Source organism: Paraburkholderia sediminicola, from assembly GCF_046026895.1.
GTDB lineage: Bacteria > Pseudomonadota > Gammaproteobacteria > Burkholderiales > Burkholderiaceae > Paraburkholderia > Paraburkholderia sediminicola_C.
Genome location: NZ_JAQQEU010000041.1, coordinates 37,790 through 58,560 on the forward strand (window position 1 = coordinate 37,790; position 20,771 = coordinate 58,560).

18 protein-coding genes are annotated in these 20,771 nt (G+C 62.3%); 11 read left to right on the top strand and 7 right to left on the bottom strand.

Annotation, left to right across the window (positions count from 1 at the left end; genetic code table 11):
- Positions 1–104: 104 nt before the first annotated feature.
- The 6 genes from PQR02_RS25355 to PQR02_RS25380 all read left to right on the top strand — a co-directional run bounded on the left by PQR02_RS25355 (position 105) and on the right by PQR02_RS25380 (position 7,978).
- Complete coding sequence (locus tag PQR02_RS25355) at positions 105–1,271, top strand: porin (RefSeq protein WP_408237577.1); 1,167 nt, start codon at positions 105–107, stop codon at positions 1,269–1,271.
- Positions 1,272–1,313: 42 nt separating this feature from the next.
- Positions 1,314–2,072 (top strand): ribonuclease activity regulator RraA, encoded by a 759-nt coding sequence (locus PQR02_RS25360; protein WP_408237581.1) that lies wholly within the window; start codon positions 1,314–1,316, stop codon positions 2,070–2,072.
- A gap of 146 nt (positions 2,073–2,218) precedes the next feature.
- Positions 2,219–3,556 (top strand): MFS transporter, encoded by a 1,338-nt coding sequence (locus tag PQR02_RS25365; protein ID WP_408237584.1) that lies wholly within the window; start codon positions 2,219–2,221, stop codon positions 3,554–3,556.
- 84 nt (positions 3,557–3,640) lie between these two features.
- On the top strand, positions 3,641–4,732 hold the full coding sequence (locus tag PQR02_RS25370; protein WP_408237587.1) for an Ldh family oxidoreductase: 1,092 nt from the start codon (positions 3,641–3,643) through the stop codon (positions 4,730–4,732).
- A gap of 100 nt (positions 4,733–4,832) precedes the next feature.
- On the top strand, positions 4,833–6,434 hold the full coding sequence (locus tag PQR02_RS25375) for an aldehyde dehydrogenase (NADP(+)) (RefSeq protein ID WP_408237590.1): 1,602 nt from the start codon (positions 4,833–4,835) through the stop codon (positions 6,432–6,434).
- An 11-nt stretch (positions 6,435–6,445) separates the two neighbouring features.
- On the top strand, positions 6,446–7,978 hold the full coding sequence (locus PQR02_RS25380; RefSeq protein WP_408237593.1) for a methyl-accepting chemotaxis protein: 1,533 nt from the start codon (positions 6,446–6,448) through the stop codon (positions 7,976–7,978).
- Positions 7,979–8,118: 140 nt separating this feature from the next.
- Here the strand turns inward: PQR02_RS25380 and PQR02_RS25385 are convergent, their stop codons facing one another.
- The 7 genes from PQR02_RS25385 to PQR02_RS25415 form a co-directional block, all read right to left on the bottom strand.
- The gene (locus PQR02_RS25385) at positions 8,119–9,291 is read right to left on the bottom strand and encodes a fumarylacetoacetate hydrolase family protein (protein WP_408237596.1); all 1,173 of its coding nucleotides are present in this window, start codon (positions 9,289–9,291) and stop codon (positions 8,119–8,121) included.
- Between the two features lie 46 nt (positions 9,292–9,337).
- Positions 9,338–10,558: a glycoside hydrolase family protein gene (locus PQR02_RS25390; RefSeq protein WP_408237599.1), complete on the bottom strand. Its 1,221-nt coding sequence runs from the start codon at positions 10,556–10,558 to the stop codon at positions 9,338–9,340.
- Positions 10,559–10,701: 143 nt separating this feature from the next.
- Entirely contained in the window at positions 10,702–11,595 is an 894-nt protein-coding gene (locus PQR02_RS25395; RefSeq protein WP_408237602.1) for a helix-turn-helix domain-containing protein, read from the bottom strand.
- Between the two features lie 189 nt (positions 11,596–11,784).
- Positions 11,785–12,228, bottom strand: a complete 444-nt coding sequence (locus tag PQR02_RS25400) for a MaoC family dehydratase (protein WP_408237605.1) — start codon at positions 12,226–12,228, stop codon at positions 11,785–11,787.
- Entirely contained in the window at positions 12,225–13,418 is a 1,194-nt protein-coding gene (locus tag PQR02_RS25405) for a CaiB/BaiF CoA transferase family protein (RefSeq protein WP_408237608.1), read from the bottom strand. Before PQR02_RS25405 ends, PQR02_RS25400 begins: the two co-directional genes overlap by 4 nt.
- Positions 13,419–13,461: 43 nt before the next feature.
- Positions 13,462–14,607, bottom strand: coding sequence for an acyl-CoA dehydrogenase family protein (locus tag PQR02_RS25410; RefSeq protein ID WP_408237611.1), 1,146 nt, complete (start codon positions 14,605–14,607; stop codon positions 13,462–13,464).
- 48 nt (positions 14,608–14,655) lie between these two features.
- Positions 14,656–15,081 (bottom strand): MaoC family dehydratase, encoded by a 426-nt coding sequence (locus PQR02_RS25415; RefSeq protein WP_187631451.1) that lies wholly within the window; start codon positions 15,079–15,081, stop codon positions 14,656–14,658.
- Positions 15,082–15,503: 422 nt separating this feature from the next.
- On the opposite strand from PQR02_RS25415, the gene PQR02_RS25420 reads away from it, so the two are divergent.
- The 5 genes from PQR02_RS25420 (at position 15,504) to PQR02_RS25440 (ending at position 20,723) form a co-directional block, all read left to right on the top strand.
- Complete coding sequence (locus tag PQR02_RS25420; RefSeq protein WP_408237615.1) at positions 15,504–16,535, top strand: TRAP transporter substrate-binding protein; 1,032 nt, start codon at positions 15,504–15,506, stop codon at positions 16,533–16,535.
- 12 nt (positions 16,536–16,547) lie between these two features.
- A complete protein-coding gene (locus PQR02_RS25425) occupies positions 16,548–17,081 on the top strand; it encodes a TRAP transporter small permease (protein ID WP_408237618.1) in 534 nt (177 codons plus the stop codon).
- An 11-nt stretch (positions 17,082–17,092) separates the two neighbouring features.
- Complete coding sequence (locus tag PQR02_RS25430; protein WP_408237621.1) at positions 17,093–18,364, top strand: TRAP transporter large permease; 1,272 nt, start codon at positions 17,093–17,095, stop codon at positions 18,362–18,364.
- Positions 18,365–18,472: 108 nt separating this feature from the next.
- Positions 18,473–19,306: an enoyl-CoA hydratase-related protein gene (locus PQR02_RS25435; protein ID WP_408237624.1), complete on the top strand. Its 834-nt coding sequence runs from the start codon at positions 18,473–18,475 to the stop codon at positions 19,304–19,306.
- Between the two features lie 181 nt (positions 19,307–19,487).
- Positions 19,488–20,723 (top strand): CaiB/BaiF CoA transferase family protein, encoded by a 1,236-nt coding sequence (locus PQR02_RS25440; RefSeq protein ID WP_408237627.1) that lies wholly within the window; start codon positions 19,488–19,490, stop codon positions 20,721–20,723.
- The last annotated feature ends 48 nt before the right edge of the window (positions 20,724–20,771 follow it).

A 20,771-nucleotide genomic window follows, 5' to 3' on the forward strand; every position in this document is an offset into this window, starting at 1 on the left:
TGCATCGGCAAAGCGCAACTCCTCTCTGCATCGAAAAAAAAGTGACTAGAGACCTCGCAGCGCATAAGTCCCTCGCAACCTCCTCGAAACCTCTCGCCGCACAGGTGGCATTCGCATTCGCCGCGCTTGCCGCTGCGGGAGCGCCGGCCGCAGTTCACGCGCAAAGCAGCGTGACGCTATACGGCATCATTGACGAGGGCATCAACTACACGAGCAACGTACAAACGAGCCCGGGCCAGGGCCACAGCCAGTACAGCCTGTCGAGCGGCATTCTGAGCGGCAGCCGTTGGGGCCTGCGCGGCAATGAAGATCTGGGCGGCGGCATCAAGGCGATCTTCGTGCTCGAAAGCGGTTTCGACGTGAACAACGGCAAGATGGGCCAGGGTTCGCTGCTGTTCGGCCGCCAGGCGTATGTGGGGGTTTCGAGCCCGTACGGCACGGTCACGCTCGGCCGTCAGTACGATCCGGTGGTCGACTACATCCATCCGCTGATGCCGAGCGCGATGTTCTCGGGCAGCATCGGCGCGCATCCGGGCGACCTCGATAACCTCAACAACACCAATCGCGTGAACAACGCGGTCAAGTACCGCACGGCCAGCTATGGCGGCTTGACCGCGGAAGGCATGTACAGCTTCGGCGGCGTACCGGGCAGCATGGCCGGCAACCAGATCTACTCGTTCGGTGCCGGTTACGCTCGCGGGCCGCTCACGGTCGGCGTCGGCTATCTGAATGCGCGCAATCCGAATGCCTCTTTCTTCGGTACGGCAGTCGGCGCGACGGCGGCCACCAACAACTTCGGCAGCTCGCCGGTGATCAACGGCTATGCCTCGGCGCAGAGCGAAGAGATCATCGGCGCCGGCGCCACCTACGTGATCGGCGCGGCGACCCTCGGCGGGATTTATTCGAACACGAAATTCAAGCATCTGAGCGGCGCGGTGTCGCCGCTCAATCCGGCCGGCGTGGGCGGCACCGCGAGCTTCAACAGCGCGGAAGTCAACTTCCAGTATCAGTTGACGCCGGCACTCTCGTTCGGCGCAGCCTACAACTACACTGACGGCGGCGGCGCGAATCACGCGAAATACCAACAGGGTTCGCTGAGTGCCGACTACCTCGTCTCCAAGCGCACCGATTTCTATCTGATCGGCGTTTTGCAGCACGCGTCGGGCACCGATTCGACCGGGCGCGCAGCGCGCGCCTCGCTCAATGGCCTGACGCCTGCGTCGGGTAACCAGCAGGCGACGGTGCGCTTCGCGATCCGCCACAAGTTCTGACGCCCTGCCGGCCACCACTTCACCGAAACCAGGAGTAAATCTGTGACCTCAGCGACCGCAGTGACTATCCCGGGCCCGCTCACTGACGAGAACCGCACCCGCTTGCGCAACGTCAGCACTGCGACCCTGACCACCGCGCTTTTCAAGCGCGGCCTTCACAACGTTTGCGTGCAAGGCGTGCTGCCGGTCAACCCGGCGGCCGCGCGCATGGTTGGCGAAGCGTATACGCTGCGCTACATTCCGGCCCGCGAGGACCTCGATCACATCGGCGTGTTCTCGGACCGCAGCCATCCGCAACGCCGCGGTGTCGAGGAGATTCCACCTGGTCACGTGATGGTGGTCGATTCGCGCAAGGACGCGCGCGCGGCCTCGGCTGGCGGCATTCTGATCACGCGGATGATGATGCGCGGCGTGGCCGGCGTCGTCACCGACGGCGGCTTTCGCGATACGCCGGATCTGCAGAAGCTCGACTTTCCATGCTATCAGGCGCGGCCGTCAGCGCCGACCAACCTGATTCATCACCATGCTGTCGATCTGAACGTGCCCATCGCGTGTGGCGACGTGGCGGTGTATCCGGGCGACATTATCGTCGGCGATGCGGAAGCGGTTGTGGTGATTCCGGCGCATCTGGCCAACGAGATCGCTGAAGAAGCCGCCGCAATGACGGTATTCGAAGACTGGGTCGACGCACAGGTGCGTGCTGGCCGCTCGACCTTCGGACTGTACCCGCCGGACGAGGCGACGCGCGCCGACTTCGAAGCGTGGAAAAGGAGCCCGTCTGCAAAGGGGGCTGGACTATAAGCAGGGAAACGGTTATCTGTTGTGCCGCGCAATGATGCAATCGCGCGAGCGCAGGTGGCCGCTCCAACAAATGATTCCGTGCGGCGAGGCCGTACGAAACCACCCGCATCAGCATTTACGACGGACCGCGCAAAAGGCGGTCCCGCATGGAGACGACAGTGACCGATCGAAGCAGTGAAGACCCACTTTTTACGCGCATAGCGTGGCGGCTCGTGCCGCTGCTGATTGCGATTTTCCTGGTCGCGTATATTGACCGCGCCAATATCGGCTTCGCCAAACTGCAGATGCTGAGCAGCCTGAAGATGAGCGAGGCGTCGTACGGCTTTGCGTCGTCGCTGTTCTTCATCGGCTATCTGGTATGCGAGGTGCCGAGCAATCTGCTGATGCATCGCTTCGGCGCGCGCCGCTGGATCTCGCGGATCATGTTCACGTGGGGTGTCGCGACGCTACTGCTCGCGTGGACGCCTTCAGCATTGGCGTTCCAGATCCTGCGCTTTCTGCTCGGCGCGGCGGAAGCCGGCCTTTATCCGGGGATCATCCTCTATCTCGGCATGTGGTTTCCTGAACGGCAGCGCACGGGCATCATCGGCTTGCTGACGCTCGGCAGCAGCATGGGCAACATGCTGGGCTCGCTGATCGGTGGCTTCTCACTGGAACTGCATGGCGTAGCCGGCCTCGCCGGCTGGCAGTGGGTGTTCCTGACTACCGGCGCGCCTGCCGTGCTGCTGACCTTCGTCACGCTGTACTGCCTGCCAGATGGCCCGCAGTCCGCCAACTTTCTGACGACCCGCGAGAAAGACATCGTCGAAAGCCGGCTGCGCGCGGACCCGCCCGCAGCACGCCTTGCCGGCGGCAGTGGCTGGTCATTGGCCGCGCTCGTTACCGTGGGGCTCTTTAGCGTCGGGTACGGAACCATCTCCATCGCGATCTACGGCATCGCGTATTGGCTGCCGACCCTGGTCAAAGGCTTCGGTGTGACGAGCAGCGTCAACGGCATGCTCAACATGATTCCGTGGCTCATCACATCGCTGATGCTGCTGTGGTTGCCGCGTCGTCTGAAAACGCCGCGCCGCGTGCTGATCGCCGCGTTCTGCGCAGCAGTGCTCGGCATTCTGTGCTTCGTCGCCAGCGTGGGTCCGTTCAGCAACGCGGTGCGTTTCGCAGCGCTCTCGCTCGGCGCACCGTGTCTGTATCTGATGATTCCGTGTTTCTGGGCATTGCCGCCGCGCCTGCTGCCGGCCTCATTCATGAAGGGTGCGGGCGGCGCAGCGGCGCTCGCGGTGATCGCGGCGGGCTCGAGCGTCGGCGGTTTCCTTGCGCAAAACATCATGCCGTGGGTCGGCAAGGTGACGGGCAGCACGTCCGCGCCGATGCTCGTGCCCGCCGTCAGCCTGCTGTTGCTCGGCACCGGCGCACTGGTGGTCTGGTTGCGGCTCGGTCTCGCGGGCCGCGGCGGACCGGAGTCAATGTCCACAGCGCAGTAAGTTTTAACGCTTAACTTAACGCAACGCGTCGGCCATTTTTTCATTTCAATTCTTTCGTTTGGCAGGTCAGTCATGGCAGACACTATGCCCCGAGTCGGGGCCGCAATCGCACGGCAGCAAATCGAGGTCATCCTTCAAGCTTGGGGCATGTCGCCCGGGCAGGTCGCGGCTTCGGCCGACATCCTGATCGATTCCGATCTGAAGGGCATTGACTCGCACGGCATCTCGATGCTGATGTTCTACGACCAGTTGTATCGCGCCGGTCAGATCGACATGAAGGCGAGCGCGCGTGTCGTGCGCGAGACCGCGACCACCGCGCTGATCGACGGTAACGCGGCAATGGGGCACCCCACGTCGCGCATGGCGATGGAACTGGCCATCGAGAAAGCGCTGGCATGCGATATGGGAGCGGTTTCCGTCTTCAACTCGCAGCATTTCGGCGCGGCGGGCTACTACGCGGAAATGGCGGCTGAACGCGGACTGATCGCGATGGTGTCGTGCTCAACCCGGCTTGCAACGGTGGTGCCGACTTTCGGTGCCGAGCCCATGCTCGGCACCAATCCGTTCGCCTTTGCCACGCCGGCGGGCCGGCATCCGCCCGTGATTCTCGACATGTCGACCAGCGTGGTCGCGTCGAACAAGGTCAAGGTGTACGCGTTGCAGGGCAAGCCGTTACCGCCGGGCTGGGCGCTCGACGCGAACGGCAACCCGCTGACCGATTCGGCCGAAGCCTACCGGCTGCTGTTCGAGCGCCTCGGTGGCGGCCTCGCGCCGTTGGGCGGTGACGGCAAGACACTCGGCGGTCACAAAGGCTACGGCCTCGGTTTGTTCGCTCAGATTCTCGGGAGCACGCTGGGCGGCGGTTCGTTCTCGCCTGTGCGTAACCGCACCCAAAGGAGCGATGAGCCGGACAACATAGGCCATTTCTTCCTTGCTATGAATCCGGCGGCGTTCCGTCCCCTCGATGAATACCACGGTGACCTCGACGCGGTAATCGATGCGCTGCGTGAAAGCCAGCCCGCCGACCCGGCGCAGCCCGTATTGATCCCTGGTGATCCTGAACGTCTTACGCGCGCGAAGCGCAGCGAGCAGGGCATACCGATGCCCGATTCGTTGCGCGAAAAGATCCGCGAAGTCGCGCAAGCGGCGGGTGCGCCGTTCCTGCTGACGGTTTGAGTCCGCTGCTTTTCAAGCGGCCTTCACTTTCAACCTGTTTCCGGCGCAGCCACGACGCGGCAGGCGGGCGCCGGTCTCCGTCATTTCCCAGGAAAAGCTAATGACAACAACCGTTCTCGGCTACAACTACATCGGCGGCCAGCGCAGCGCGCGTGGCGACGTCACGTTGCACAGTCTGTCGGCATCGACCGGGGAGACCTATCCGGTGGCCTTCGCGCAGGCGACCGACGAAGAAATCGACGCCGCGGCAGAGGCCGCGGCTGCCGCGTTTGCGCGTTATCGTGCGGTGCCCGCCAGCACCCGCGCGGACTTTCTCGACGCGATTGCTGCGGAGATCGACGCGCTCGGCGACGATTTCATCGCCGAGGTGATGCGCGAAACGGCGCTGCCCAACGGCAGGATTGTCGGCGAACGCGCACGCACGAGCAATCAGATGCGCCTGTTCGCGACGGTCCTGCGCCGCGGCGACTTTTACGGCGCGCGCATCGATCGGGCCTTGCCCGAGCGGCAGCCGATTCCGCGTCCCGATCTGCGCCAGTATCGGATCGGTGTCGGCCCGGTCGCAGTGTTCGGCGCGAGCAATTTTCCGTTGGCGTTCTCGGTCGCGGGCGGCGATACCGCGTCCGCGCTGGCGGCCGGCTGCCCGGTGGTGGTCAAGGCTCATTCCGGCCATCTTGTCACAGCCGAATACATCGCGGACGCAATCGAACGGGCGGTGCAAGGCACCGGCATGCCGGCGGGAACCTTCAACATGATCTACGGCGAACGCGTCGGCGCGCGCCTCGTGCAGGCGCCCGGCATTCAGGCGGTAGGCTTCACCGGTTCACTGCGTGGCGGGCGTGCGCTATGCGATCTCGCGGCGGCTCGCGAGCAGCCGATTCCGGTGTTCGCGGAGATGTCGAGCGTGAATCCGGTGTTCCTGCTGAATGGCGCACTGGAGGAGCGGGGATTGGCGATCGCCAATGAACTGGCGGCCTCGGTGGCCACCGGTTGCGGACAGCTTTGCACGAGCCCGGGTCTTGTGCTCGGCGTGCGCTCGGCAAGCTTCAGCGCGTTTGTCGACCATCTCAGCCGCGCGATCGAGCGGCAGGCGCCGCAGACCATGCTGAACCCAGGCATTTTTTCGAACTTCAACGCGGCGGTCGAACGCGCCGCTGCGCAGCGCGGCATCCGGTTGCACGCGAGCGCCCGAGGCGACGCCCGGCAAGCCGCACCGCAACTGTTCATTGCCGACGCGAACCTCCTGTTCGATCAAAGCCGGCCACTCGAAGAAGAAATCTTCGGGCCGGCCACCATCGTCGTCGAAGTCGATGATGCCGACCAGCTATTGCGCTTTGCATCGGCAATGCGCGGTCAACTGACGGCCACGCTGATCGCCTCATCCGATGATCTGCGGTCGCATTGCACGCTGATCGAGCGGCTCGAGGAAAAGGCTGGCCGTCTGCTTGTGAACGGCTATCCGACCGGCGTCGAAGTCTCGGACGCGATTGTCCATGGTGGACCCTGGCCCGCCACATCCGATGCGCGCGGCACCTCGGTCGGCACGCTCGCCATCGACCGCTTCCTGCGGCCGGTGTGCTACCAGAATTACCCGGACGAACTGCTGCCCGACGCGCTGAAGAATGCCAATCCGCTCAAGCTGATGCGGCTTGTCGATGGAGAAATGACGCAGCGTCCGCTCGACGGTTCGAGCGCCCGTTGAGGATAGACACGATGCCAAAATTGTCCATACGCGCGCGACTTGGCGCCGCGATACTTTTGCTGTCGGTGCTGCTGATCGTCATCGGCGCGCTGGGCGTGACCGGTATGGCGCGCAGCAACGACGCCAACCGCGAGACATACGAAAACCGGCTCGCCAGCACACGGCTGATCGGCGATGCCGAACTGTCGATCAGCCGCGAGCGGACGACCGTCGACCGGATCGCCTTCGATCCCACAGCACCCACCGTCGACAAAGACGTGGCCACTTACCGCATGCTCAAAGGGCAAGGCATGGAGGCCTGGACGCAATACCTGGCGCTGCCCGCCATGTCGACTGAAAGCAGTCTTGCCGCAGTGGTCAACGCAAAGCGCAGTCAGGTGCAGAATGACCTTGATGCTTTCGCGGATTCGGTCAAGGGCATGGACGGCGCGGCGGTCAAACTCGCGTTGAAGAAAATTGCTTTGGCCAATACCGACTATGTCACGGCAAGTGCGAATCTCAAGCAGTTTCAGCGTGACGAAGCGAAGGCGCGGTACGCTGGTGCAGAAGGCGGTTTCCGGCTTTTTCGCGCAATAACGGCCGGTACCGTCGTGCTCGGCCTGCTCGCCGGCGCGTTAACGTTCGTGTCGCTGCGCCGCGCGATCAGCGGTCCGCTCGACGAGGCGCTGAGGCACTTCGACCGGATCGCGGCGGGTGACCTGTCGCAACGAATCGAAATTCGTTCAAACGATGAAATGGGCGCGCTGCTACAGGGTCTTTCGCAAATGCGCGACGGTCTCGCGAACACGGTGAATGCTGTGCGCCGCGCGAGCGACACTATCGCAACAGCCGCGCAGCAGATCGCCTCGGGCAACCTCGATTTGTCTTCACGCACGGAACAGCAGGCGGCGTCATTGCAGGAAACGGCGGCAAGCATGGAAGAGCTGACCGGTACGGTAAGGCAGAATGCCGAGAACGCGAGCCAGGCGCTGACGCTCGCGACCAGTGCCACGGATACGGCCCACCATGGCAGCAGTGCGGTCGAGGGGGTGGTGGCGACGATGGCCGAGATCGATCAGAGTTCTGCACGCATCGGCGACATTATCGCGATCATCGAAGGAATCGCGTTTCAGACCAATATCCTTGCCCTCAATGCGGCTGTCGAAGCCGCGCGTGCGGGTGAGCAGGGGCGCGGCTTCGCGGTGGTCGCCTCCGAAGTGCGCACGCTTGCGCAGCGCTCGTCGGCGGCGGCCAAGGAGATCAAGGAACTGATCGAGACGTCGAGCGGAAAAGTGCAGGTGGGAGGCGCGCTGGTGAACCAGGCGGGTGGCCGCATGCAGGCAATCCTCACCAGTGTGAAGCGCGTGGCCGATATTATGGGCGAGATATCGGCCGCCTCGTCCGAGCAAAGCTCGGGTATCGAACAGGTCGCTCTCGCGGTAGCGCAGATGGATACGGCGACTCAACAGAATGCGACACTGGTCGAGCAGGCGGCGGCAGCGGCGCAGTTGCTCGAGCAACAGGCGCGGCAGTTGGAGGAGACGGTCGCGGTGTTTCGTCTCTAGACAAGCGACGACACCACCATTCCAAGCGCACCTGTACATAAAAAGTGCGCTCGGCCGCGTCAGCACAACGCGACAGACCGCCTTCGACCGACCGTCACCGACGGTCTCGCGGAAACTTTCTTATTACGCTCAGCGCTGATTTACGCATCGCTTACCTGCCCCTTGGCGCGGGCAAGCGCCCGCCGCTTTGCAAGGGCCTCGTAAAGAGCGCGTACGCCGAATCGCCAGGGCGCGATCTCAGTTGACGACTGCACGGTGTTGACAAGTGCGCCGAGCTCCGGCGTTGCAATCGTCACCTTGTCTCCGAGGTGATGCGTGAAGCCGCTGCCCGGCGCATGCCGGTCTTCAATCGGAGAGAACATCGTGCCGAGGAACAGCATGAAGCCGTCGGGATACTGGTGATGCGGCCCGGCAGTCTGGGCGACGAGTTCCTCCGGGTCACGACTGATCTCGCGCATGTGGCTCACGCCTTCGAGAATGAATCCGTCGTCCGCGCCTTCTATCCTGAGCGACACGCTGGCCGCCCGCACCGAGTCCATCGTGAAGCGATCATCGAACAAGCGGATAAAAGGACCGATCGCGCATGAGCCGTTGTTGTCTTTCGCTTTGCCGAGCAGCAACGCACTGCGGCCCTCGATGTCGCGCAGATTGACGTCGTTGCCAAGGGTTGCACCGACGATCGTTCCGCGGCTGTTTACCGCCAGAACGATTTCCGGCTCGGGATTGTTCCAGTGGGAGGCCGGGTGAAGCCCGACGTCCGCGCCGTAGCCGACTGCCGACATCGGTTGAGACTTGGTGAACACCTCTGCGTCAGGCCCAATGCCGACCTCCATATATTGCGACCATGCGCCGCGCCGTTCCAGTTCCCGCTTCAGACTGTCCGCAGCTGGCGTGCCGGGGCGAATCCTGGAGAGATCAGTGCCGATCAGTTGCGCGATCGTCGCGCGTACAGTGTCGGCTTGCGTCGCGTCGCCGGCAGCCTGTTCTTCAATGACCCGTTCGAGCAGGCTTACGGCAAAGGTCACGCCGCATGCCTTGATGGCCTGAAGATCGCATGGCGCGAGCAATGCCTGGCCGATGTTCTCGACGGGACCGAGCGCCTCGCCCTCGACGTGACGCGCAAACTCCAACAGGTCCACGCGCTCGAACAGATCGGAGGTCGTCGGCGCCGACGCCGTGATGTCGAAGACCTGACCGGCACGAACAACGACGACCGACGGCCCGTCTATCGGCACGTTTCGCCAGATGCGTCCGACCAGCAGGGCATCGGGTAGGTCAGCAGGTACAAAATGCGGAAGATTGTTCGATATCATGGGCGGACTGGCTAGCGAGAGTTGGGAACCGCGTGGGAGGTACGCTTCAGGCGAGCGATACGCGTTGCGTGCCGGGCCGAAGCCTGCCTGGCAGCATTACGCGACTCAGCGCTTCGGCGAAGAAGAAATCGCCGAACATCGTCGCGCCGTCGACGCCTTCATTGTGCGGCTTCGAATAGCAGGAATTCCTCAGGAGTCCGCGCTGCGCAGGTTCGTAGGCAAACTCGTCACGACATAGAGCTTCGAGCATCGCAAGTCCGTGTTCGCGCCAGCGAACCGCATCGGCAGGGTCGGGATGCAGACGGCCCATCTCGATCAGCGCTGACGCCATCACCGCTGCTGCGGCAGTGTCCTTGATTTCCGCGTCCGCGCCGGTGGCGTCGAAATCCCACGGTGGCACCTGACGTCCATCGAGCCGGCGCAGATAGTACGCCGCTAGCCGCCCTGCAAGATCCAGCCAGACGCGCTTGCCGGTTTCACGCGCCGTGTTCACGTAGCCATAGACGGCCCACGCCTGGCCCCGGCTCCACGCCGATTCGTCGAATGCGCCCTGAAACGTGTAGCCGCGCCGGCGCACACCGGTTGTCACGTCGTACTCGACCGCGTGGTAAGTCGAATCGTCGGGGCGGATAAACGCCTTCGCGGTCATGACGGAGTGCGCTTCGGCGGCGAGGCGATAACTGCCGTCCCCGGAATGGTTCGCCGCCCAGTAAAGCAACGATAGATTAGCCATCGTGTCGATAGCCGAGGCGCTGCGTCCGCGCGGATCGTCGAGCGGGCCCCAGGAAGCGAGATAGGCGCCGCTGCGCGTGGTGACAAGACGCGCGCGCAATTTGTCCGCGGCTTCCATTGCAATTTGCGCGTACCACGGGTCGCGGGTGATTTCGTAACCGGGGACGGCGCTGCTGTCGAAGATGAAGCCAATGTCGTGCGTGTTAGGGTCCTGCGCGCGCTGCGCGACGAGGCGCATGCGCTCGCGGGCCCACGAGAGGTATTTGTCCTCGCCGGTGTGCAAATACGACGTCAGCAGAAGTCCGACCCAGAACCCGCAAAACCAGTTGCCGTGGCTCCACGCTGAACCGCTGTAGCCCGCGGACAGCGACGCCGGAAGCAGCACCCACTTTCCATCGGGCGCCGTGATCTGAGGGAATTCGACGCCGAGCGTCGGCTCGTCCTCTGCAACTTTGGCCGCCATGCGATCGAGGATACTGTTGAAGAGGGCGAACCGTTCAGAGGACAGCCCTTGATCTTGGTACGAAGCATTCACGCCTTTGTCTCCTGATTACTTTCACGTTTCCCGAGTGACGGGGACACGCAAATTCTAGGAGTGCGGCGGTGCTGGCAGTTAGGACGAAGTGCGGCTTATGTTGGACTTTTCTACTCGCACCGGACGTCTGTCGTGCCACTGCTTTAGATGCTCAGTTTTTCCAGGCTGCGGCGAAAGTCGATTGGCGAGCGGCCCGTATGCTTGCGAAAACATCGGCTGAAGTAGGCCGGGTCGTCGAAGGCAAGCTGTGTTGCGATCTCCGCCACATTGACCTCGGAATGGAGCAACAGACGCTTCGCTTCCAGCATCACGCGTTCACGAATCAGCTTGGCCGCGGTGCTGCCGAGCGCCTGGCGCGTTGCATCGTTCAGCGCGCGTTCCGTGACGTTCAGCAGGCATGCGTAGCGAGCGACGTCGTGGATCGTGGTGAAATGTTTTTCCAGCAGGCTTTTGAAGCGTCGCGACAACAGCACGCTACGCGACGAATTGACCTCGGTGACGGCGTCGCCGCCCAGGCGCGCGGACTTGATTAGCAGAACCCGCAGATATGACCAGATCACGTCCTCGTAGCCTGCCTCTTCACCCTGATATTCCGCATTGATTCCATCCAGCACACGACGAAGGTCCTGAGCCTGTGCGTCGCTCATATAAACCGTGTTCGGAATTCGCTCGAAATCGTAGACGGGAAGCTCGGTCTGCGAATGGCGGTTCTGCACCTTGAACGCGAAAAATTCGGACGAGAAACTGATCGCGTGCCCGACGGTGTCGTCGGACAACGCGAAATCGTGGATCTGACCGGGGGCCATGAAAAACAGCGTATTGGGCCGCACCTCGTAGCGAATCGAGTCGATGATGTGGTAACCGCTGCCAGACTCGACCCAGACGATGTGATAGAACTCGTGCCGATGAGGATACGGCAACGTCGATTTCATATCTTCGAGAGGCGCGAGATGAAAATCGATCGACTTGATTCGCGACCCATACTCGTAGTGGGCGATCTTGAAGACCGGCAACTCACAACCACAACCGCTAGGCATCTGATTTGTCTCCTGCATCCAGCGCACCTATCTGGCTCGCTTGGCCAACTGACCCCCCAGCTAAGTCAAGCGTGCTGTTTCTCCTTCGCCTGTTCGGCATCGAAAGTAGTGTAATTGTAACGAGCAAAGCGGCGTGACGGCTGTTGTCGAAAACCCGCACAGGTTCGGCCTTGCGTGCTGATTGTCAGCTCATTGGAAACGCAATTCCTTCAGCGCCGACAGTCCGGTCAGCACTGGCTTGCCGTCCTGATTGCGAACCATCGTGTCCATCACGAGGATGCGCTTGGCGGGTTTCTTCTCGACTACGGTCACATGGATTTTGATCGTATCGTCGATGAACACCGGTCCGAGAAAGCGCAACTCCTGCCCAACGTAGACGAAGCCGGGACCGGTCAACCCGGTATGCGTCGTCGACACCAATGCCGCGGTCAGCAGGCCGTGCGCCACGCGCTGGCCGAATGGCGTGCGTGCCGCGAAGTGCTGATCCATGTGCAACGGATTCAGGTCGCCCGACAGATGGCCGAAAGCGTTCACGTCACTTTCCGCAATGGTACGCACGAGGATCTGGCAGCGGCCAATCTGGATATCGTCAAAGCGCAGCATCTCGTGGCTCTGATTCAGATGAGTGTTCATGCGGTTCTCCGCTCGGTCAGCGCTGTGCCGGCTTCGACCAGCGTATCGATTTCGTGCGGCTCGTAGCCCAGTTCGGCGAGCACCTCGCGGGTGTGCTCGCCTTGGCGCGGCGGCTGACGGGTGAGCGGTGGTGCTGCGCCGTCGTATCGAACCGGATGCGCGAGCAAACGAACCGGCCCGGCCTGCGGATGGTCGACCTCCATGATGATGCGGTTGTGCGCCACTTGCGGGTCGGCCTCGACCTGATCGTAATCGTTCACGGGCGCGTACCAGATGTCGTGCTCGTCGAAGGTCGTCATCCAGTCGGCCGTCGTGCGCGTGGTCAGCGCGTCGTACACGATGCGGTTCAATTCGTCGCGGCGGCGCACATTGTCCTTTGGGTGCGAAAACCCGGCGAGCATGGGTTGAGACAAGGCCGCCGCCAGCTTCTCAGTGGGCGTCAGCGAAACGGCGATCCAGCCGTCGAGAGTCCGGTAAATCCCGTAGGGTGCCGGATGGAACCGGCTGCCGGTCGGCGGGTTTGTGCGCGGCCAGAGCGGCCCCTTGTTCAGGTAGTAGGTGAACGGCTCGATCTGAAGATCGAGCGCCGCATTGAGCAGATTGCTTTCGACCAGCGTGCCTTTTCCGGTACGTTCACGCGCCTGCAAGGCCGCGACGACGCCGAAGGCTGCCAACGCCGCCGCGTGCTGGTCGACGATCGCGGATCCGACTGGCGTGGGCGGGGAATCGGCTTCGCCGGAGAGCATCGTCATGCCGCTTATGGCCTGCAGCAGCAGGTCCTGCCCCGGCCGCTTGAGATAGGGTCCCGATGATCCGTAGCCGGTGCACGAACAGTACACGAGCCGCGGATTGATCTCGCGGACATCGTCGTAACCGAAGCCCATGCGCTGCAGGACGCCTGGGCGGTAGTTTTCGATCAGGACATCGGCTTCCTTGATCAGCCGCCAGACGATCTCTCGCGCGCGCTCGTCGCGCAGATCCAGCGAGATGCTGCGCTGATTGCGATTGCCGAGCAGGAAGAACATGCTCACCCCTTCGACATACGCATCGAAGCCGGTCCAACTACGCTCGAACGCGCCGCCCGGCGGTTCGATCTTGATCACGTCCGCGCCGACGTCGGCCAACATCTGCACGGCGGCGGGGCCCTGCAAGAAGTGAGTAAAACTTACCACCTTGATGCCTTCCAGCATGACTTGTCTCCTGAACGCGTGTCCGTATCTGTTGACTGAGGACTCAGGCAAGCAGGTTTCGCGAAATGATCATTCTTTGAATCTCCGAGGTCCCTTCGACGATCTCCAGCACCTTGGCGTCGCCGAATGCGCGCGACACCGGGTACTCGCTCATCACGCCGTAACCGCCATGTATCTGCAACGCCTGATGAGCCGCCTCCATCGCGCGCTCGGTGGCGAAGAGCTTGGCCATCGACGCCTGCTGATCGAAGCGAACGCCCGCATCTTTCAGCGCGGCGGCATCGTAGAGCATCAGCCGCGCGGCGTGCGCGTGGGCCGCCATGTCAGCGATCTTGAACTGCAGCGCCTGGAACTCGGCGATCGGCTTGCCGAATGCGCGCCGCTCCTTCATGTACGCGATCGACCGATCTAGTGAACCCTGCAGGATGCCTAGCGCGAGCGCGCCGATCAGGATTCGGCCGGTGCTGATCTGGGCGAGCGTCTGTCGCAAGCCCGCACCGCGTTCGCCGAGCAGGTTGGCGGCCGGGATCGCGCAGCGCTCGAAGAACAGCTCGTAGGTGCTCGATGCGCGCCAGCCGATCTTGCGCAGCTTGCGCCCGTAGCTGAAACCGGGGGTGCCGTTGGGCACGATGAAGTTGGAAATTTCCTTGCGGCCGTCAGGGCGGGTGCCCGTTACCGCGGCGATGACGACTGGTCCGGTCACTTCCGTGCCGGAGTTGCTAATGAAGGTCTTTGATCCATCAATAATCCATCGGTCGCCTTCCAGCGTCGCACGCGTCGCGATGTTGGCCGCGTCGGAGCCCGCGTTGGGCTCCGATAATCCGATCGCGCCGACCTTGCGGCCGTCGAGGATAGGGCGCAAATAGCGGTCCTTTTGCTCATCGGTGCCATAGTTGGAGAGCAGGCTCGCGACCGTCGAATTGGCCATGAGCGAGTTGGCGATTGCGCAATCTACCCGTGCGAGTTCTTCCAGCACGATCACATAGGAAAGCCATTCGCCACCGCCGCCACCCCAACTCTCCGGATAGGGCAGGCCGGCGAAGCCGAGCTCGCCGGCACGCTTCCAGATGTCGTAGGGAAAGGCTTCCGCTTCCCAAAGCTCTTCCGAGACAGGAGCGATTTCGTTTTCCGCGAAACGGCGCACGGCGTCGCGTATCGCGGTGTGTTGTTCGTTTAACCAATGCGGCATGTTCGACTCTTTGAAAAGCGGGAGATGGGTTGAAGGCGGGGCGCTGTGTTACAGCACCTTCAGATAGGTATCGCCAGATGCGACCACCGTGCCGTCCTGGCGCGTGACCTCTGCTCCGAACACACATATGTTGCGATCGTCGTCCTTCTCGCGCAGCGTGAGCCGGGCAGTGACCGTGTCGCCGATAAATACCGGCGCGTTGAACGTGATGTCGTAGCGGTAAGAAACCGCACCGGGGCTCGGCGCCTTTTGCGCCATATAACCCATCACAGTCGATAGGAAACCGACCGACAGACATCCTTGCGCGATGCGCTTTTCAAAGCGCGTGGTTTTGGCGAATTCCTCGTTCAAATGCACGGCATAGAAATCGCCGACGATCCCGGCGAAGCCGTAGATATCGAATTCAGTTACGGTCTTGGCGAAATCGGCAGTGTCGCCGACCGCGTAACAATCCATGTGCGGGCGTTTGGCCATGGTGGTTCTGAAAGTGAGAGTCGGTTGAGGAGCCGGCCTGTTCCTTGTTGATTGGGGCCGACGGGCGTGACTCAAATTTAATCAGTGCGGGTTGCCGACCGTTAGGACGGTTTGGGCGAATGCTTGGACTTTTTTGACTGCACGCACGTAGTGATTTCAGTCTTGGCCCGATCCCCAAGGAGCCCGCGGATAGCGCCCGGTCAGTCATTCGTCACTATCGCCAAGGGTTTCCCCCCGTGTGCGCCGGATAAATCGCCAGACAGTCCGGCAAGCGCTTGCTATCGAAGACGCCGTAAAAAAGTACAAGAAATCGGGAGACCGGTCCTAACGCCCGCTGCGTGCACTCACGAATACTTGAAACGCCTGCAGACGGATCGACCTGATGCGGCGCGAAAATTACATCCAGTACGGAAGGAGACGAAATGAAATCATTCTTTAACGCGCGCCGCGCAGGACGCGCCATGATGGTAGGTACGCTGCTCGCAGCAGGCGTCGTTATCGCAAGCGTCGCCCGTGCCGACGAGCCGATCGTCATGAAGCTGGGCCATACCCTCGCTCCGGACAATCACTATCAGCTGACTGCCCAGGTGTTCGCGAAGGAGGTCGCGCAGCGAACCCACGGCAAGGTCAAGATCGAGATCTTCCCGCAGTCACAGCTCGGCGGCGAAGTGCAGATGGCGCAAGCGCTGCGCACCGGCACCCAGGAGCTCATGATTTCCGCACAGGCGCCCATCGGAAACACGATCAAGCAGTGGCAGATCTTCGATACGCCTTATCTCTTTAGCAGCATCGACGACGCCAACCGGGTTCTGCAAGGACCGGTCGGCCGCAAGTTCCTCGACATGATGCCGACGGTCAACATGATCGGCCTGACGTGGCTGTCGGTGGGCGAACGTAATCTGTTCACGGCTAAAAAGCCCGTCGGCTCGCTCGGTGACATGAAGGATATGAAAGTGCGAGTGATGCAGAGTCGCGGCTATATCGCGGGCTATAAGGCACTGGGCGCAAACCCGACGCCGCTGCCTTATAACCAGTTATTTCTGGCGCTTTCGCAAGGCCTGGTCGACGGCGGCGATACTTCCCCGGAGCAGTTCATCCAGGACAAATTTTCCGATGTCGCCAAGCATTACTACCTGACCCACGTGAACTACTTGCCCGTGGTGCTGGCAATGAGCAAGAGCGCCTGGACGCGTCTTTCGCCTGACGATCAGAAGGCGTTTCAGGCAGCTGCCGCCGTCGCCGCGGACTATGACGTGAGGGAATACAAGCACGAATACGACGACGCGCTCGCCACGATGAAGAAGAACGGCACCCAGGTGACCGTGATCAACACAGCGCCGTGGGCCGCCGCGACCGAAAGGGCGCGCCAGAGCCTGTTCAGCGACATTCCCGATGGCCAGGCGCTTTATCAAGAAATCAAGGCGGCCGACAAGTCCGCTGTCGCTTCGAAATGAACGGAGAGTGCGATGGAAAAGCTTGCCCGTAATCTCCTGTTGATCGACGACCTGCTCCTGAAGATCACGCTGTTCCTATGCGGTGGACTGCTTCTCGTGATGGTGCTCGTCGCTGGACTCGGGGTGGTGTTTCGCTTCATCCTGCACAACTCGTTGTCGTGGTCCGACGAGCTCGCGGCTTATCTGTTCGTGTGGCTCACGTGTCTCGGTGCGGCGGCAGGAGCCAAGCTGCGGGTTCATCCGGAAGTGCGGGTACTGGCCGATCGTTGTCCGCCCGCCTTCGCGCAGACACTGGCGGACCTGACCGACTGTGTCGTCCTCGGGCTCGGCGTGGTGTTCGTCATGTATGGTGGCGACATGCTGGAGCTGATGGGCACCGAAACGGCGACCTCTCTGCCGATCTCGATGGTGTACCCGTATCTCGCGATTCCCGTCTGCGGCGCGTTGCTGGTCTTTCATTCCGCGGTGCGAATCGCGGTTTCCCATCTCGCGCCCGGCGCGCAAACGAGGCCCTCTCTGTTGCAGGGCGTCTCCGAACATATCTGAGGTGAATCAACATGTGGGCACTCGCTCTAGGCGCCGGATTTCTCGGCTTGGGTGTACCGGTGGCCATTTGCATCGGCATTGCGGCGACGATTGCATTGACGCTGAATGGAACCCCGCTGCTGGTGATTCCGCAGCAGCTGTTTTCGAACCTGAATAACGTCGGCCTGCTGGCCATCCCGTTCTTCATGTTGACAGGCGCCATCATGGATGCGGGCGGCGTCTCGCGCCGGATCATCGACTTTTCGCAGGCGCTTGTCGGGTTTATGCGCGGCGGCATCGGGCAGGTGACGATCGTTGCAAGCATGTTCTTCGCCGACCTCTCCGGTTCGGCGACTGCGGACACCGCAGCGATCGGCTCGGTCATGATTCCGGGGATGGTCAAGCAGGGCTATTCACGCGCGTTCGCAGTGGCGCTGCAGTCGGCAGCGGGCTCGCTCGGACTGCTGTCGCCCGTGTCGATGAGCATGCTGGTGTATGCGTACACCGCCAACGTTTCGGTCGGAACGATGTTCGTCGCGGGGATCGTGCCGATGCTGCTGGTGGTCGTTTCCTTCATGCTCGTGAACTACGTGACTGCCGTGCGCCAGAACTATACGGCGGTCGAAGCGTTTTCCGCCGCGCGGCTGTGGACCACGTTCAGACAGGCGATCTGGGCATTGCTGACTCCTGTGATCATTCTGGGCGGCATCCTCGGCGGCGTCTTCACGCCGGTTGAGGCAGGCGTCGTCGCGGCGCTCTATGTGACGCTGGTGAGCGCCTTCATCTTCAAGTCGCTCAAGCTGTCGCACTTCAGGGAAATACTCACGCGCACGGCCATCAATACCACGCGGGTATCGTTTCTTCTCGGGCTCGCGTTCGTGCTCGGCCGCTATCTGATCGAGGCGCAAATTCCGTTGCACGTCGCCAACAGCTTCCTCGCCGTGACGACCAGCGCGTTCGTGTTGCTGATCCTGATCAATATCTTCCTTCTGGTAGCCCATACGGTACTGGAAACGATCTCGAGTATCGCGGTGGTGATCCCTGTGTTTCTGCCGCTCGTCGTGCAGATGCATATCGACCCGGTCGTGTTCGGCGTCATCGTACTGGTCAACTCGGCCATCGGCATCAACCTGCCACCGATCGGCTTTTGCCTCTTTACGGCGGCATCTATCGGCGGTGTGTCCGTCGAAAAAGCGACTCGGGCGATCCTGCCGTTCATCTTCGCGCTGGCGGTCGACCTGCTGCTGATCATCGTCTTCCCGCATATCCCACGCTTCCTGCCGAACCTGCTGGCAATCAAATAACACGAGGACGATGGGCCGCCGGCTGCACGCCCCTGGCCCAATCTCCACGACCCCGTATGCGGCGACTGTTCGCACGCGCAAAGCGATCGAATTACCGAGAGGCTCATCATGAACACGGCTCACATCGAGCGAAGCGGCGCGGCGCCGGTCCCGCTGGCCGCATGCGAGAACCTGCAGTACCTGAAGCTGGAACAACCCGTTGAGTTCGTCTGGTTGATCACGTTGAATCATCACGATAAGCGCAATGCGCTGTGTGTGCCGCTGCTGGCGGAACTGGCGCGCGTGCTCGCGGCAGCCGAAGTCAGCGACGACGTCAGGGCTGTCGTGCTCACCGGCGGCGAGCGTTTCTTCAGCGCAGGGGCGGATATTGCCGACATGGCGGCACGGGGGGCCGCAGCGTATGCGGACCCGGTGCGCCTCGCGAGCTGGAAGGCGATCGAAACGTTTCCGAAGCCGCTGATCGCGGCGGTCAACGGCTTCGCCATCGGTGGTGGCCACGAGCTGGTGATGCTGGCCGATATCGTCGTCGCGGCGGACGACGCGACCTTCTCGCAGCGAGAAATCGTCATCGGCGCGCTCCCGGGCGATGGCGCCACCCAGCGCCTGCCGCGGGTGCTCGGCAAGACACTGGCGATGAAACTCGTGCTTACCGGCGAGCCGCTGACGGCAGCCGAGGCCGAGCGCCACGGACTGGTGACCGAGGTCGTCGCGCCGGCACGCAGCATCGCGCGCGCTGTTGAGATCGCGTCGCTGATCGCCGCCCGCGCGCCGCTCGCGGTCCGACTGGCCAAGCGCGCCGTGCTCGATTCGTTCGAAACCAACCTTCAACAAGGCCTGGAGTGCGAGCATCAGGCGAATCTCGACGTGTTCAAGACCGAAGATCGTGCCGAAGGCCATCGCGCATTCGTCGAAAAGCGGCCGCCGCACTTCAAGGGTCGCTGATCACGGGTGCGTCGCGCATGCGCCTTTCGATGGCGATTGGCAACGCTTGCCTTTAGTTCTGAGCGGGATCGGATGCAGGTACCCATGCCGCGGTCTTTCGAATGTTCAGGGCGACGCGGAGTTCAGCAGGGCCTCGGTCCGCCTCGCCAGATAGCCGGACTCACGACGTAACGGAGATTGCATGAACGGGCTGAACGGTATCCGCATTCTCAGCTTCAATCATTTTCTGATGGGACCTTTAGGCGTGCAGCACCTCGCCGATTGCGGGGCCGAAGTCATATCGGTCGAACCAGTCGACGGCGCATTTCAGCGCAAGTGGGGCGGCGCGAACCGCGCCATCGATGGACAGACGATGCTGCTTCTGATGGGTAATCGCAATAAGCGCAGTCTGGCGCTGAATCTCAAGGACCCGCGGGCGATCGATATCGTCATGAGCTTGCTGCCTCAAGTCGACGTTGTCGCCGAGAACTATCGTCCCGGTGTGATGGAACAGCTGGGATTGGGTTACGAGGTACTCAGGACAGTCAAGCCGGACATCATCTATGCGTCCGGCTCGGGATTCGGTCCGGACGGACCCTATGCCAGCCGGCCGGGGCAGGACCTGATCATTCAGGCCATGTCGGGTATCGCGACAATTACCGGAACCCGGCAGGACGGTCCGCGCGCGGTGGGCGTGTCCGTCGTCGATCATCACGGCGCTGCGCTGTATGCGAACGGCATCCTGACGGCACTGCTCAACCGTGAGCGTACGGGCGAGGGCTGCCGGGTCGACGTCAGCTTGCTGGCGGCTGCGCTCGATCTGCAACAGGAGTCTCTCACGTGCTTCCTGAACGGCGACGGCCATGACGACGTGCGACAGGCAGGGCATGTATCAGGTTGGTACTTCCCGGCACCGTACGGCATATACGCAACAGCGGACGGTTTCATCGCATTGTCGCTGAGTCCTCTCGACATCATCTATCAGATCCTCGAGATCCCGGAAAAGGAACGGATTCCCGCGAAGCGTGCATTCGACGCGCAGCAGGAAATCTCCGACCGGCTTGCGCGCCGGCTTGCGCAGGACACGACGGCGCACTGGTTGCCACTCTTCGAGCGGCATCATGTCTGGCACACGCGCGTCAACGATTATGCACAGGTGGTCGCCGATCCGCAGGTGCGCCACTTGAAGAGCTTCGAGACAGTCGAAGGTGCAACCGGCAGCCCGGTGACGCTCGTCAATCACCCGGTGCGCTACAACGGCTGCGCCCCGGCTATCCGCACGCCGCCGCCGCGATTGGGCGCGCACACGATCGACATCCTGTCAGGGTTGGGAATGAACCGGCCGATGATCGACTCGTTGCTGGCGGACGGCGTAATCGGCGTTGCCAACGATGCCGAGGCCGTTGCCGCGGACGCGGAAAAAGGCGGAGTTGCGTGAAGCGAGGATGAAGCCGCCCATGCGGCGAGCGTATCGCGCGTGTCGATC